Here is a 14,358-nt window from a genome sequence, read left to right on the forward strand (position 1 = left end):
TGATAGGTCAGAGGTGGAAGCGCGGTGACGTGTGTAGCTGACTGATACTAATCGATCGAGGACTTAACCAAAAAAAGCGCAAGAAGCCAACTAACATCCATAGGATGTGGCTTCTAGAGCTAGATTCAAACATGAATGTCTAAGCGTTATCTAGTTTTGAAGGAATGAATTTCCTCTTGAACTCTTTCATAGAAAAGAGTAAGATAGGTAATGTTCTTCAAAAATAAGTCTAGTGATTTTGGCGAAGAGGTCACACCCGTTCCCATACCGAACACGGAAGTTAAGCTCTTCAGCGCCGATGGTAGTTGGGGGACTCCCCCTGCAAGAGTAGGACATCGCTAGGCTTTTATATTTCTATTATCGCGGGGTGGAGCAGTCTGGTAGCTCGTCGGGCTCATAACCCGAAGGTCGCAGGTTCAAATCCTGTCCCCGCAACCAATTTAATAATTAGTTATTTCTAAATAAACCTAAAAACTTGGTCCCGTGGTGTAGCGGTTAACATGCCTGCCTGTCACGCAGGAGATCGCCGGTTCGATCCCGGTCGGGACCGCCATATATATTTTTCAACGATACGAAACAGATGTTTCGTTTTTTTTATGCACTTTTTTAGAATCTTTGATGTAATTATTAAAATACGGTACACTAGAAAGTATCTGAATGATAATTAATAGTAGGGGTTATAAAAATGTCAATACAAGATGAATTTTCGTTTATTAACCAAATTAAGCCAACAACCGTTCATCATGAAAAGACTTTAATCACTGGAATTGGTGATGATGCTGCAGTATACATACCATCTCCTAACCAGTCACAAATCATTTGTACTGATACGTTGGTCGAGGAGATCCATTTTACTAGTCAGACAATGTCTCCCTTCCAAATTGGATATAAAGCATTAGCGGTCAATATTAGTGATATAGCTGCAATGGGAGGAAATCCACTTTATTACTTAGTCTCAATTGCCATTCCAAGTAGCTGGAGCGAACAGGACCTTATAGAAATCTATGCTGGGATGAGTGAATTAGCAAATAGCCACCGAGTTGATTTAATAGGTGGTGATACTGTTTCATCAAAGGATTCTTTAATGATTACTGTTACTGTTATAGGAGAGACTGAAGAGGGAAGGCAATTATTAAGAAGTCATGCAAAGTCTGGAGATGTTGTTTTTGTAACTGGCACCATTGGTGACTCAAGCGCAGGATTAGAATTGCTACTTTCTAAAGGAAGGCATGGAACATTCAATTCTAATGAAGACTTTCTTATCAAACGTCATCAATATCCTAACCCACAAGTTAAGATTGGGAGATTTCTTTCGAAACTAAAACGCGTTTCATTAAACGACATTAGTGATGGGCTCGCCAGTGAATCAAATGAATTAGCAGAGGCTAGTCAGGTTACGATTACACTGAACGCAAATTTGATTCCTTTGAGTAAGGAATTAGTATCCTGTGATTCTGAAGGAGCCATAGAGAAAGCTCTATTTGGTGGAGAAGATTTTGAACTTGTTGGGACAATGTCAATGGATGAGTGGGAATCAATCCAACAGGATGGACGATTACAGAATTTAATAAAAATTGGGACGGTGTCTTCTGGAAAGCCTGAAGTGCTGTTGCAACTAGAAAACGAACTTATCACATTAGAGAAAAAAGGGTATAATCATTTTAAAAAGTAAACAAGGTGATTAAATGGAGAAATTTGAAATAATGTCTGACTCCTCAGAAGATACATCCGCATTTGCTACTAGGCTCGGAGAATTGCTTAAGCCTCAAGATGTTATCACTCTAGAAGGAGATTTAGGGGCAGGTAAAACAACTTTTACAAAAGGTTTGGCCCAGGGCCTTGGAATTACAAGAAATGTAAATAGTCCAACATTCACAATTATAAAAGAATATCATGGCCGACTCCCTTTATATCATATGGATGTATACCGTTTAGCTGTTAGTGAAGAGGATTTAGGTTTTGATGAATACTTCGAAGGCGATGGCGTAACGGTAGTTGAATGGGCGACGCTAATTCAGGATCAATTACCGGAGTCTAGATTAGCCATTCACATTCATTATCAAGGGGAAACGAAACGTCAAATTGTCCTTAGACCAATCGGGCAAAGATACATACAATTATGTAAGGAGCTATTTGAATAATGAAGGTTTTATCAATTGATACATCAAATTTAGTGATGGGTATTGCTCTGGTTGAAGAAGATAAGGTGATTGGAGAAATAATTACTAATCTGAAGAAGAATCATTCAGTTAGGGTTATGCCTGCAATAGAGCAGCTTTTGCAAGAATGTGATGTGAAACCTAGTGAACTTGAGAAAATAGTAGTTGCAAAAGGACCAGGCTCTTATACAGGAGTAAGAATTGGTGTAACAATTGCTAAAACTTTAGCATGGACTTTAAAAATTCCTTTGGTAGGTGTATCTAGCTTAGAAGGATTGGCTACAAATGGTCGGTATTTTAAAGGGATGATTTCACCGATTTTTGATGCTAGAAGAGGTCAAGTGTATACTGGTTTATTTTCATATTCAGAAAATGAATTACTCACTCACAAGGAAGATCGGATTACATTGCTAACAGATTGGCTTACAGTTTTAAAACAGAACAATGTTCCTATTCTTTTTATAGGTAATGATCTTCATTTACATAAAGAGGTTATATATGAATACTTGGGTGAGCTAGCGAGCTATTCAGCTATTACAGCAAATAACCCGAGACCTAGTGAATTAGCATTTCTAGGTATGTTAAAAGAGGAAGAAGATGTGCATACTTTTGTCCCCAATTATATTCGTCTAGTAGAAGCAGAAGCGAATTGGCTTGCTGCGAACAAGCAGTGAGAAGGTGAAGTTATGGAAGCGATCGTTACATTTCGGTTAATGACACTAGAAGATATTGATGATGTTTTGCTTATTGAGAATGCTTCTTTTGCAACACCATGGAGCAGAGAAGCCTTTTATAATGAAATAATGAATAATCACTTTGCACACTATATTGTAATGCTAGAACAGGATAAAGTGATAGGTTATTGTGGAATGTGGTTAGTTATGGACGAAGCTCATATTACCAATATTGCGATCCTACCTGAGTATCGTGGCAGGAAATTGGGAGAAGCTCTAATGGTTCAGGTGAAAAAAAGCGCAATGAGTCAAGGCGCTAATCGAATGACGCTCGAAGTAAGAGTATCAAATTCTGTTGCACAATCCCTCTATAGAAAACACGGATTTACTGCAGGTGGTATTAGAAAGAAATATTATACAGATAATCAAGAAGACGCAATTGTGATGTGGGTGAATTTAGATGTTAACTAATCAAATTATTATGGGAATTGAAACAAGCTGTGATGAAACAGCCGTTGCCATTGTCAAAAATGGAAGAGAAGTGCTAAGTAATGTCATTGCTTCACAAATAGAAAGTCATAAAAGGTTTGGCGGAGTTGTTCCTGAAATTGCTTCGAGACATCATGTTGAGGAAATAACAATTGTCATTGAAGAAGCACTTAAGCGAGCAGATATAACTTTTGCAGATATAGATGCAATTGCTGTGACGGAAGGACCAGGTCTTGTTGGGGCATTATTAGTTGGGGTAAATGCTGCAAAGGCAGTTAGTTTTGCCCACAATATCCCTCTAGTAGGAGTCCATCATATAGCTGGACATATTTATGCAAACCGTATTATTACCGAGTTTACGTTTCCATTATTATCTCTTGTTGTCTCAGGAGGACATACAGAGTTAGTTTTAATGGAAGAGCATGGTGTTTATAAGGTAATTGGTGAGACGAGAGATGATGCGGTTGGAGAAGCGTATGATAAGGTCGCCAGATCGTTAAAATTACCTTACCCAGGTGGACCACATATTGATCGGCTTGCTCATGAAGGTGAGGCATCCATTAAGTTACCGAGAGCCTGGCTGGAAGAAGGGTCATATGATTTTAGTTTCAGTGGCTTAAAGTCTGCGGTTTTAAATACCCTTCATAATGCTGATCAGCGTGGAGAGGATATTGAACCAAAAGACCTTGCAGCAAGTTTCCAAGAAAGTGTCATTGAAGTTCTCGTGAGTAAGACTAAACGTGCTGCTGAAGAATTTCAAGTAAGACAAGTTCTGCTAGCTGGTGGAGTTGCTGCTAACAGAGGGCTTCGTAAGGCTTTAGAAGAGAGCTTTTCAGAGAGTGAAGTCGAGTTAATTATTCCTCCGTTAGAGTTATGTACTGATAATGCCGTTATGATTGCAGCAGTTGGTAGTGTGATGTTTGAAAAAGGGAAGACTTCTGATTCCAGGTTAAATGCTAATCCAGGATTAGAGTTGAAATAGGCAGAGGAAGAGGGCTATTCCATAAGTGCTTTAGCATTTATATAGGGATAGCTCTTTTTGTGTTGGATTAATTATGTAGGGGATTTCGGGAGTCATTGTCGGTGGTCTAAGCATAGTCGAGATATAAGTGCCCGTTCTGGGTCTCCGGGAAGGCGAGTGGTCATCTAACTCGAGATAAGTGCCCGTTCTAGGGTCTCTAGGAAGGTGAGGGTCATCTAACTCGGGATAAGTGCCCGTTCGGGGGTCCTAGCAAGGAGAGCGGTCATCTAACTCGAGATAAGTGCCCGTTCGGGGCTCATTAGTAAGGAGAGCGGTCATCTAACTCGGGATAAGTGCCCGTTCTAGGGTCCCTAACAAGGAGAGCGGCATCTAACTCGAGATAAGTGCCCTACTATGTTCATCAGGAAGATGGAAGGTCACCAAACTCGAGATAAGTGTGCCCAGTCTAGGGTCCCCACCAAGGAAAGTGGACAACATATGAATATTTCGACAATTATCGAGGGATCTATGAAATGAAATAGTCGAAAGTAGGAATAAAGAATCGAATAAATTGTGAATAAATGAAGATTATTTCCCAGACTGATTGTGGATAACTTTATTCAACCTATGGTATGTCTGATTGTGTAAAAGTGATAATTTTGTGGGTAAGTTAACATTTGTCTGTGGATAATGTGGATAAAACCGTTGATAACTTAATAAATGTGTATAACCCCATATATATCTTTTTGAAAAAAGGCGAAAAAAAACAGCAGATAATTAGTTATCCACTGTTTTCTTGAAGTTGTTCCCATTCTTCCATTAATTGCTCAAGTGTCGAAGAATAGGATTGATTCTCTAAATTAATTTCCTGAACCTTTTGATGATCTTGGTAGATCTCTGGTTTGCAGAGTAATTGTTCATTAGCTTCAAGCTTTTCTTCAATACTTGAAATTTCAACCTCAATTTCTTCTATTCTTCTTTTACGTTGTCTTTCAAGCTTTTTTGCTTCTTTTTCATTTTCATAATTTGATTTGTCGTTAGATTGTTCTAATTTTTGAGTAGAAGCAGCTTCGTTTTGTGCAAGCTGTTTTAACTCTTCTATTTCTAACAGTTTTTCAACATAATAATCATAATCACCTAAAAACTCTTTAAGACCTTCTTTGGATAATTCGAAAACTTTTGTTGCTAGGCGGTTAATAAAATACCGATCATGGGACACAAATAAAATGGTGCCAGGATAATCGATTAGTGCATTTTCTAGAACCTCTTTGCTATCCAGATCAAGGTGGTTAGTAGGCTCATCTAGAATTAAAAGATTTGCTTGTTGTAGCATGAGTTTGGCAAGTGCAAGTCTTGCTTTTTCTCCACCACTTAGGGTAGATACAACTTTTAGGACATCATCACCTGAAAATAAAAAGTTTCCGAGGACGGTTCTTATTTCTTTTTCGGGTTTTAATGGATACTCATCCCAAAGTTCATTCAATACACGCTTATTTGATTTTAAATCTGATTGCTCTTGATCATAGTAGCCAATCGTTACATGTGAGCCAAAGTGAAATTCGCCTTTAACCAAATCTAGCTTCTTGGTGATGGCTTTTAATAAGGTTGATTTACCAATTCCGTTTGGTCCAACAAGTGCAATACTATCACCACGTGTGATAGAGAATTGAATATCTTTAATAATTGGCTCCTCATTCTTATAGGATACTGTAAGATCCTTGGCCTTCAGAACATCATTTCCACTTTGTCTCTCGATATCAAAATGAAAAGAAGCTGATTTTTCGTCCCCTTGGGGTCTCGTTAACAATTCCATTCGATCCAGCTGTTTACGTCGACTTTGTGCTCTTTTTGTTGTAGATGCTCTTGCAAGATTTCGCGCAACAAATTCCTTTAGTTTCTCAACTTCATCTTGTTGTTTTTCAAACTTTTTTAATTCGAGTACATAGTTCTCTGCTTTTAATTTTAAATAATTGCTGTAATTTCCTACAAACCTTGATGCCGTTGTTCTTGAAATTTCATACACTTGTGTAACAACTTTATCAAGAAAATAGCGGTCATGAGAAACGATTAAAATGGCTCCAGGATATCCTTGCAGATATTGTTCAAGCCAACTTAGCGTATTAATGTCTAAATGGTTGGTAGGCTCGTCTAAAATAAGCAGGTCAGGCTTTGTTAATAATAGCTTACATAGAGCTAATCTAGTTTTTTGACCACCACTCAGCGTAGAAATCTGAGTATTGTAATCAAAATCGGAAAAATTGAAGCCATGAAGGATTGAGCGGATATCTGCTTCATATTGATACCCTCCCCGATCTTTGTACTCTACCTGCAATTTATCGTATTCAGACAAAAGCTTTTGATAATCTGCTTCACTCGAGTACGCGTTGGGATCACCCATATTAATTTCAAGTGTTCGTAACTCCTCCTCTAATCGTCTCAATGGTTCGAAGACTGTGAGCATCTCTTCCCAGATGCTTAGGGAAGATTCCAGACCGGTATTTTGTGCAAGGTAGTCAATCGTTACTGTTTTGGGTTTGATAATATCGCCGCCATCAATGGATAATTGACCTGCGATCATTTTTAATAAAGTAGATTTTCCTGCACCGTTTCTTCCAACTATGGCAATCCGGTCTTTAGATTGTACTTCTAGTTTTATATTAGATAAAATAAGTTCAGCACCATAATATTTTTTCAACTGATTTACTTGTAATAAAATCATGTAGTTCACCTCTTGTTTCTACTATCAGTGTATCTTATTATGTCTAGAGTGAGCAACTAAGTAATTGTTCACAGAACTACATAGGACATATACTTTAAAATAGTGTATAGTCATAATTAGGGGTGAAAAGAATTTATGTCAGATTTTACTCATTTTAATAAGCAAGGTAGAGCAAAAATGGTCGACATATCCGACAAAGCAGAAACGGTTCGTACGGCAATTGCACACTCAAGTATCACCGTGAATGAAACGATTTATAATCAAATTACAGAACAACAAATAAAAAAAGGCGATGTGTTAGCAGTTGCACAAGTGGCGGGTATTATGGCTGCTAAAAAAACGTCTGACATTATTCCAATGTGTCATCCATTATCACTAAATGGTGTTGATATTTCATTTGCTTGGACAACCATAAATAATGAATATAAATTGGAAATCGTAGTTGAGGTAAAGACAAAAGGAAGTACTGGAGTCGAGATGGAAGCGTTAACGGCCGCTTCAGTATGTTCATTAACAATATATGATATGTGTAAAGCAGTCGATAAAGGGATGGTCATTGGACCGACATACCTCCAGGTTAAAACAGGGGGCAAAAACGGTGACTATCAAAGAATAAATTAGATATTTGATGATGAGAATGTGGGGGAAGTACCTTGAACGTAAATCAATCCAAAATACCACAGGCAACTGCAAAGAGATTACCTTTGTATTATCGCTTTTTAAAGAACCTACATGCTTCAGGTAAACAAAGGGTCTCATCAGCTGAGTTAAGTGATGCAGTAAAAGTTGATTCCGCAACAATCAGACGTGATTTTTCTTACTTTGGAGCGTTGGGGAAAAAAGGCTATGGATATAATGTAAATTATTTGCTATCATTTTTCCGAAAAACATTAGATCAAGACGAGGTGACGAAGGTTGCCTTAATTGGTGTTGGGAACCTAGGAACCGCTTTTTTACACTATAACTTTTCTAAAAATAATAATACAAAGATTGAAATTTCATTTGATGTTGATGAAGCAAAGATTGGTAAAGACATCGGTGGAGTACCTGTTCGTCATTTAGACAAGTTAGAAGAAGAATTACCAGAGGGAGTTTCGGTTGCGATCTTAACGATTCCTGCGTCGGTAGCTCAACCAGTGACAGATCGATTGGTGAAGTGTGGGATCACAGGAATTCTAAACTTTACACCGGCAAGACTAAATGTACCAGAGAATATACGTGTTCATCACATTGATCTGGCGGTTGAACTTCAATCCTTGGTTTATTTTCTTAAACATTATCCAAGTGAATAAAATGGTGGTATGATAGAGAAAAGTAAAATTTGCTAGGTACAAGACCAGGCTGGAATATACTATTAGAAGTTTTATAACCATAAAGAAATTAATTTTAAGGAGGTGAATGGACATGGGAAGTCTTGGAATGGGAAGCCTCTTATTGATCGTGTTTGTTGCTTTACTTATTTTTGGTCCAAAAAAATTACCTGAGCTTGGGAAAGCAGCAGGAAATACCCTTCGTGAATTTAAAAATGCTACAAAAGGGTTAACAGATGATGATGAAGATGAAAAAAAGAAAGAGACAAAGTAGTAGGTTAGGATGAACAACATGACTGAAAAAGAAATGTCGATTTATGATCATATAGGAGAATTAAGAAAACGACTGATCTTTGTGGTCGTTTTCTTCTTCTTTGCCATGGTAGGGAGCTTCTTTCTTGCAGAACCTACAATTATTTTTTTACAGCAAGCAGATGAAGCTAAAGAACTGACCATGAATGCGTTTCGTCTAACAGATCCAATTAAGATCTATATGCAGTTTGCCTTTATCATTGCCTTTATTATTACTTCTCCCCTAATTTTGTTTCAATTATGGGCATTCATTAGCCCGGGGTTATATGAAAGAGAGCGGAAGGTAACCTTAAGTTATATTCCAATCTCTGTTGGCTTATTTTTAACTGGGCTGTCTTTTTCATATTTTATCTTATTTCCGTTTGTGGTTAACTTTATGGGGCGATTAGCGGAAAGACTGGATATTCAGCAGGTTATTGGGATCAATGAGTACTTTCAATTTTTATTACAATTGACGCTACCTTTTGGATTTCTATTTCAATTACCTGTTGTGATCATGTTTTTAACTAGATTAGGAATTGTCACTCCGATGTTTTTGGTAGAGGTAAGAAAATATGCTTATTTCGTGCTATTGGTCATTGGTGGATTAATTACACCTCCTGAGTTATTATCTCATTTAATGGTAACAATCCCGTTATTAGGCTTATATGAAATAAGTATTATCGTATCAAGAGGTGCATACCGTAAAGCAAAGCAAGCTGAACTTTTGCATGAAAATGAAAATAAGTTAAAATAATTAATTTAAAAACCGGGTATCCTGAAATAACTTCAGTTACCTGTTTTTTTTGGTTTGTTTTAATATTTTATAGTCGGGCGGTAAAAGAGCAAAGAGCATTGAATATTGCTTCGGACAGAGGAAGGCAGAAGAGGGTCAGGGAGAGACGAACCAGAGGCGACTTCAGACAGAAGAGGGTAAAAGGAGCAAGAAAGAGTCTGAACTTGAACTGACTTCGGACAGAGGAAGGTAGAAGAGGGTCAAGGAGAGTCCGAACTTGAACTGACTTCAGACAGAAGAAGGTAAAAGAGGTAAGGGAGAGTCCGAACTTGAACTGACTTCGGACAGAGGAAGGCAGAAGGGGGTCGAGCAGAGTCCGAACTTGAATTGACTTCAGACAGAAGAAGGTAAAAGAAGTAAGGGAGAGTCTGAAGCAGAAGTGACTTCGGACAGAAGAAGGTAAAAGGAGCAAGGAAGAGTCTGAAGAGGAAGCGACTTCAGACAAAAGAAGATAAAAGAGGTAGGAGAGAGTCTGAAATAGAAGCTACTTCAGACAGAAGAAGGCAACAAGAACACGGAAGAGTTCGAACCAGATGCAATTTCAGTCAGAATAAGCAAAGGTGGTTCAAAACCAATCCAATTCCTCATCGAAGATCAAAAGAAGGGAAAACGAAAAACGCCTTCTATCAGTGCTCGTCAAATGACTGTGACCGATACTCAGGCGTCTTGCGCTTTTCTTACAAGATAATAAAGTATATAAATTTCGAACTTGGTTTTAGTGTCTAACTCCAGCGCCTAGCCCCTCGGGGGCATAAGTCAAATCACTACGGAAAACAAGATTTCCTACGTGATTCACCTTATACCTGTCGGGGCTGAACAAGGCGCTTACGCTTTTCTTATTTGTCTAACATTTTTTTAATTTTTCTATGCAGAAGAAACATCCGAATTGATACTCCAAAATCAAATGTAGCAACTAACACAAAGATAATCGTTGTAAAATTCCACACAGTTTCTTCTACACTACCAATTGCAAGGTAGGTAAATAGTAATCCCATTAATAAATAAATAATTCCCATTACAAAGGGAGAAATACGACCCATATATTAATCCTCCAATAACTAAAGTAACCATCCTATAAATCCTTGCATTTGCTCCGCTTCTTTTAATATCCTCTCAATATCTTCAGCGAAAACAGTTTGCATGACAACAACCAATGTATTCATAGCGACATGAGCGAAGATTGGAACGATAATTCGTTTTGTTTTGACATACAAGAATGCAAAGGTAAAGCCCATCGCTGAGTACAATAATATATGTTCAAATTCCATGTGAACGGCAGCGAATAAAACTGAGCTTAATAAACCTGAGATGAAAAAGTTGAATCGTTTATAGAGTGTTCCAAAAATGATTTTTCTAAAGATGATCTCTTCTAAAATCGGACCAATAATTGAAACAACGATAATCAGAAGTGGAGTCATTCTAACAAGCTCCATGATTTGTTGTGTATTTTCAGAACCAGGTTCAATTCCGAATACTTGAATTTCAATGTTAGCAGCAATTCCTTGAGCTAGCATTGCGAGAAAAACCCCGCCCAAAGACCAAGCAATCGTTTCACCGAGAGAAGATTTCTTAATCGACCGGTCGTTCGCAACTAGGTCTTTTCTTAATAGAAGTAAGGTTATTAATAAGCCGATAATAAAACTAATAATTAACCATATGGTTGATGCGGCTGTAATGGTATCACGAGTGTTCTCACCTGTTACTACATTTAGGTATAACAAAATTGGGACACCAACTATACTAGACAACTGCATAAGAATATAGGTCAAGATGACATACCAGTAGCGTTTTTCCAAAGTAATAGCTCCTTTTCCTAGCAATGTATTTAAGTTCTATTGTTTTTTGACTTTACTTATGTATTTTACCATAGATGAAAATGATTCTATCACTATTTGACTCGGGTGCATTCGTAATGAAAAATGAGTGAAGAGAAATAAAAAGAAAAAAAGATGTTGAATAGGTTTATATTTTTCAAGTTGTGACATAATCTAGGAGGGTGAGTTAAATGGGCTCTCCCAAAATACATATGTCACCTATTATGTTTCATTCGAGAATCTATACACTTATTTTTTTAAATTTTTAATAGTAAATACTTGCAAAAGAAATAGAGATTCATTAATATAATAATTGTGTTAGCACTCAAAGGTGATGAGTGCTAATAAAAAGGAAAATTTACGAAAAGATATTGAGGAGGTTGTTTCACTTGTTAAAGCCATTAGGTGATCGTGTAGTAATTGAACTAGTTCAATCAGAAGAGAAAACTGCAAGCGGTATTGTTTTACCGGATTCTGCAAAAGAAAAGCCGCAAGAAGGAAAAGTGATAGCTGTTGGTACAGGTCGTGTATTGGACAATGGTGAGCGTGTTGCTCTTGAGGTGTCTGAAGGCGATCGTATTATCTTCTCAAAATACGCTGGTACTGAAGTGAAATATGAAGGTACTGAATACTTAATTTTACGCGAAAGCGACATTTTAGCTGTTATCTAATTGAACAGCACATATCATAGAAGAAATTTATAAATACTTGAGGAGGTCTTGAAAGATGGCAAAAGAAATTAGATTTAGTGAAGAAGCTCGTCGTTCTATGCTTCGTGGTGTAGACGCTCTTGCAAATGCTGTTAAAGTAACTCTTGGACCAAAAGGTCGTAACGTGGTTCTTGAGAAAAAATATGGTTCTCCATTAATTACAAATGATGGTGTAACAATCGCGAAAGAAATTGAATTAGAAGATGCATTCGAAAACATGGGTGCTAAGCTTGTTGCTGAAGTTGCTAGTAAAACAAATGATGTTGCTGGTGATGGAACGACAACTGCTACTGTATTAGCTCAAGCAATGATCCGTGAAGGATTAAAGAACGTAACTGCTGGTGCCAACCCAATGGGAATTCGTAAAGGAATTGAAAAAGCAACTCTTGTAGCTGTTCAAGAGTTACAAGCAATTTCTAAGCCAATTGAAGGCAAAGCTTCAATCGCTCAAGTTGCTTCAATTTCTGCTGCTGACGAAGAAGTTGGTCAATTAATCGCTGAAGCAATGGAGCGCGTTGGTAACGACGGTGTTATCACAATTGAAGAATCTAAAGGTTTCTCAACTGAATTAGAAGTTGTAGAAGGTATGCAATTCGACCGTGGATATGCTTCACCTTACATGGTAACTGATTCAGATAAAATGGAAGCTGTATTAGAAAATCCTTATATATTAATTACTGACAAGAAAATCACGAGCATTCAAGAAATTCTTCCAGTTCTTGAGCAAGTCGTACAACAAGGTAAGCCACTATTACTAGTTGCTGAAGATGTTGAAGGTGAAGCTCTTGCAACTCTAGTAGTAAACAAGCTTCGTGGAACATTCAATGCTGTAGCTGTTAAAGCTCCAGGATTTGGTGACCGTCGTAAAGCAATGCTAGAAGATATCGCTACATTAACTGGTGCAGAAGTAATCACTGAAGATCTAGGTCTTGACCTTAAATCTGCAAACATTACTCAACTAGGTCGTGCATCTAAAATTGTTGTTACAAAAGAAAACACAACAATCGTTGAAGGTGCTGGAGACACTGCAGCTATCGCTTCACGTGTAAATCAAATTCGTGCACAAGTAGAAGAAACTACTTCTGAATTTGACAAAGAAAAATTACAAGAGCGCCTTGCTAAATTAGCTGGTGGTGTAGCAGTAATTAAAGTTGGTGCTGCAACTGAAACTGAGTTAAAAGAGCGTAAGCTTCGTATTGAAGATGCACTTAACTCAACTCGTGCAGCTGTTGAAGAAGGAATCGTTGCTGGTGGTGGTACAGCCCTAGTTAACGTATACAATAAAGTAGCTTCAATCGAAGCTGAAGGTGATGTGGCAACTGGAATCAAGATCGTACTACGTGCACTTGAAGAGCCAGTTCGTCAAATCGCTCACAACGCAGGTCTTGAAGGATCAGTAGTTGTAGAACGCTTAAAGCATGAAGCTGTTGGAATTGGTTTCAACGCTGCAACTGGCGTTTGGGTAAACATGATCGAAGCGGGTATCGTTGACCCAACTAAGGTTACTCGTTCAGCACTTCAAAACGCAGCATCTGTATCTGCTATGTTATTAACGACTGAAGCAGTAGTTGCTGACATCCCAGAAGAAAACGCTGGTGGCGGAATGCCTGATATGGGCGGCATGGGTGGAATGGGCGGCATGATGTAATAACGAAAAGTGGAAGCGGCTTGCTCAGCCCCGACAAGCATAAGACGCTCTAGGAAAGAAGGTGCTCTTTGCCTTCATTCCTAGAGTGGCTTATGACCTCGAGGGGCTAGCCGCGGGAGCTAGACACAATGCCCTTGAAACCTTGTTCTGACTAGGTTTGTTAGTAAGGTGAGAGTGAAATGCTAACATTTTGCTAACATTGAGGATAATAACGGAGGCTTCTCATGAGTTCGCTGAACTTTTGGGAAGCTTCTTTTTTTCATTTTGTGTTAGTGGAGGTACACATTTTTCGTAATTTGATCATCATTATGACCAAGCCAATCCGATCCATGATTTGTTCAAGTGAGACACCGGCCTTGGCAAGAAGTGAATTGTGTGTTCATCAAATGCTCCAAACCGTGATCCTTGGCTGTTTTTTAAAAACAGGGTAAGCTCTTCTTTTTTATGGTATTTTGGAACTTTTTCTTCTCCAGTTGTTCATTATTATTTTCATTTTTTACATAGGCGAATTGGGTGGGGTTTTTTTAATCAGTTCCAGTGCTAATGCTTTTAGGAATATCATCATGTTCTATTAATTCCCTCTTTAATGCTATCAGAATACCCTTGGTCCTTAAGATCTAATATTGTATCGAAGTTGCGGGATAAAGGGGAATTTGTGAAAATGGCAAGTTTACAGCAACTGATACAAAGAATTCCTAAATGTAGAGACAAAGTCTATTGGCAATTAATAAAGAGATAGTTATTCTTGATCAAACAGAATATGAAATATAAGAAAAATTGTAGAACT

The 14,358-nt window shown here is 37.9% G+C and carries 14 protein-coding genes, 2 tRNA genes and 1 rRNA gene; 14 read left to right on the forward strand and 3 right to left on the reverse strand.

From position 1 onward, the window contains the following. Positions 1–228: 228 nt before the first annotated feature. The 8 genes from rrf to tsaD all read left to right on the forward strand — a co-directional run bounded on the left by rrf (position 229) and on the right by tsaD (position 4,304). Positions 229–344, forward strand: a 5S ribosomal RNA gene (gene rrf, locus BLQ56_RS19450). A 17-nt stretch (positions 345–361) separates the two neighbouring features. Continuing rightward, a tRNA-Met gene (locus BLQ56_RS19455) sits at positions 362–438 on the forward strand. A 39-nt stretch (positions 439–477) separates the two neighbouring features. Beyond that, positions 478–553, forward strand: a tRNA-Asp gene (locus BLQ56_RS19460). A gap of 132 nt (positions 554–685) precedes the next feature. Further along, entirely contained in the window at positions 686–1,672 is a 987-nt protein-coding gene (thiL, locus tag BLQ56_RS19465) for a thiamine-phosphate kinase (RefSeq protein WP_090858461.1), read from the forward strand. A gap of 13 nt (positions 1,673–1,685) precedes the next feature. Then, the gene (gene tsaE, locus BLQ56_RS19470) at positions 1,686–2,141 is read left to right on the forward strand and encodes a tRNA (adenosine(37)-N6)-threonylcarbamoyltransferase complex ATPase subunit type 1 TsaE (protein WP_090858464.1); all 456 of its coding nucleotides are present in this window, start codon (positions 1,686–1,688) and stop codon (positions 2,139–2,141) included. Further along, positions 2,141–2,833, forward strand: a complete 693-nt coding sequence (gene tsaB, locus BLQ56_RS19475) for a tRNA (adenosine(37)-N6)-threonylcarbamoyltransferase complex dimerization subunit type 1 TsaB (protein WP_090858467.1) — start codon at positions 2,141–2,143, stop codon at positions 2,831–2,833. The genes tsaE and tsaB overlap by 1 nt, the downstream gene beginning before the upstream one ends. A 12-nt stretch (positions 2,834–2,845) precedes the next feature. After that, entirely contained in the window at positions 2,846–3,304 is a 459-nt protein-coding gene (rimI, locus tag BLQ56_RS19480; protein ID WP_090858470.1) for a ribosomal protein S18-alanine N-acetyltransferase, read from the forward strand. Further along, positions 3,294–4,304: a tRNA (adenosine(37)-N6)-threonylcarbamoyltransferase complex transferase subunit TsaD gene (tsaD, locus tag BLQ56_RS19485; protein ID WP_090858473.1), complete on the forward strand. Its 1,011-nt coding sequence runs from the start codon at positions 3,294–3,296 to the stop codon at positions 4,302–4,304. Before rimI ends, tsaD begins: the two co-directional genes overlap by 11 nt. A 760-nt stretch (positions 4,305–5,064) precedes the next feature. Here the strand turns inward: tsaD and BLQ56_RS19490 are convergent. Continuing rightward, positions 5,065–7,002, reverse strand: a complete 1,938-nt coding sequence (locus BLQ56_RS19490; RefSeq protein ID WP_090858476.1) for an ABC-F family ATP-binding cassette domain-containing protein — start codon at positions 7,000–7,002, stop codon at positions 5,065–5,067. 135 nt (positions 7,003–7,137) lie between these two features. Here BLQ56_RS19490 and moaC point away from each other — a divergent pair, with 135 nt between their 5' ends. The 4 genes from moaC to tatC all read left to right on the forward strand — a co-directional run bounded on the left by moaC (position 7,138) and on the right by tatC (position 9,360). Further along, positions 7,138–7,623, forward strand: a complete 486-nt coding sequence (gene moaC / locus BLQ56_RS19495) for a cyclic pyranopterin monophosphate synthase MoaC (RefSeq protein WP_090858479.1) — start codon at positions 7,138–7,140, stop codon at positions 7,621–7,623. Positions 7,624–7,655: 32 nt separating this feature from the next. Then, on the forward strand, positions 7,656–8,294 hold the full coding sequence (locus tag BLQ56_RS19500) for a redox-sensing transcriptional repressor Rex (protein ID WP_090858481.1): 639 nt from the start codon (positions 7,656–7,658) through the stop codon (positions 8,292–8,294). A 112-nt stretch (positions 8,295–8,406) separates the two neighbouring features. Then, complete coding sequence (locus tag BLQ56_RS19505) at positions 8,407–8,586, forward strand: twin-arginine translocase TatA/TatE family subunit (protein ID WP_090858484.1); 180 nt, start codon at positions 8,407–8,409, stop codon at positions 8,584–8,586. Between the two features lie 18 nt (positions 8,587–8,604). Further along, positions 8,605–9,360, forward strand: coding sequence for a twin-arginine translocase subunit TatC (gene tatC / locus BLQ56_RS19510; protein WP_090858487.1), 756 nt, complete (start codon positions 8,605–8,607; stop codon positions 9,358–9,360). 875 nt (positions 9,361–10,235) lie between these two features. Here the strand turns inward: tatC and BLQ56_RS19515 are convergent. Both BLQ56_RS19515 and BLQ56_RS19520 read right to left on the reverse strand, forming a co-directional pair. Beyond that, the gene (locus BLQ56_RS19515; protein ID WP_090858490.1) at positions 10,236–10,439 is read right to left on the reverse strand and encodes a YdiK family protein; all 204 of its coding nucleotides are present in this window, start codon (positions 10,437–10,439) and stop codon (positions 10,236–10,238) included. Between the two features lie 18 nt (positions 10,440–10,457). Further along, complete coding sequence (locus tag BLQ56_RS19520; protein WP_090858493.1) at positions 10,458–11,195, reverse strand: CPBP family intramembrane glutamic endopeptidase; 738 nt, start codon at positions 11,193–11,195, stop codon at positions 10,458–10,460. Positions 11,196–11,602: 407 nt separating this feature from the next. Between BLQ56_RS19520 and groES the strand changes: the two genes are divergently transcribed. Beyond that, complete coding sequence (gene groES / locus BLQ56_RS19525) at positions 11,603–11,884, forward strand: co-chaperone GroES (protein WP_090858496.1); 282 nt, start codon at positions 11,603–11,605, stop codon at positions 11,882–11,884. 55 nt (positions 11,885–11,939) lie between these two features. Beyond that, complete coding sequence (groL, locus tag BLQ56_RS19530) at positions 11,940–13,571, forward strand: chaperonin GroEL (RefSeq protein WP_090858499.1); 1,632 nt, start codon at positions 11,940–11,942, stop codon at positions 13,569–13,571. Positions 13,572–14,358 lie beyond the last annotated feature (787 nt).

The organism is Litchfieldia salsa (assembly GCF_900104555.1).
In the GTDB taxonomy this organism is placed as follows: Bacteria; Bacillota; Bacilli; order Bacillales; family Bacillaceae_L; genus Litchfieldia; species Litchfieldia salsa.

What these genes read in the sequence shown, in the direction of transcription:
- thiL (WP_090858461.1), top strand. Translation starts at nt 686, where the DNA reads ATGTCAATACAAGATGAATTTTCGTTTATTAACCAAATTAAGCCAACA.
- tsaE (WP_090858464.1), top strand. Translation starts at nt 1,686, where the DNA reads ATGGAGAAATTTGAAATAATGTCTGACTCCTCAGAAGATACATCCGCA.
- tsaB (WP_090858467.1), top strand. Translation starts at nt 2,141, where the DNA reads ATGAAGGTTTTATCAATTGATACATCAAATTTAGTGATGGGTATTGCT.
- rimI (WP_090858470.1), top strand. Translation starts at nt 2,846, where the DNA reads ATGGAAGCGATCGTTACATTTCGGTTAATGACACTAGAAGATATTGAT.
- tsaD (WP_090858473.1), top strand. Translation starts at nt 3,294, where the DNA reads ATGTTAACTAATCAAATTATTATGGGAATTGAAACAAGCTGTGATGAA.
- BLQ56_RS19490 (WP_090858476.1), bottom strand. Translation starts at nt 7,002, where the DNA reads ATGATTTTATTACAAGTAAATCAGTTGAAAAAATATTATGGTGCTGAA.
- moaC (WP_090858479.1), top strand. Translation starts at nt 7,138, where the DNA reads ATGTCAGATTTTACTCATTTTAATAAGCAAGGTAGAGCAAAAATGGTC.
- BLQ56_RS19505 (WP_090858484.1), top strand. Translation starts at nt 8,407, where the DNA reads ATGGGAAGTCTTGGAATGGGAAGCCTCTTATTGATCGTGTTTGTTGCT.
- tatC (WP_090858487.1), top strand. Translation starts at nt 8,605, where the DNA reads ATGACTGAAAAAGAAATGTCGATTTATGATCATATAGGAGAATTAAGA.
- BLQ56_RS19515 (WP_090858490.1), bottom strand. Translation starts at nt 10,439, where the DNA reads ATGGGTCGTATTTCTCCCTTTGTAATGGGAATTATTTATTTATTAATG.
- groL (WP_090858499.1), top strand. Translation starts at nt 11,940, where the DNA reads ATGGCAAAAGAAATTAGATTTAGTGAAGAAGCTCGTCGTTCTATGCTT.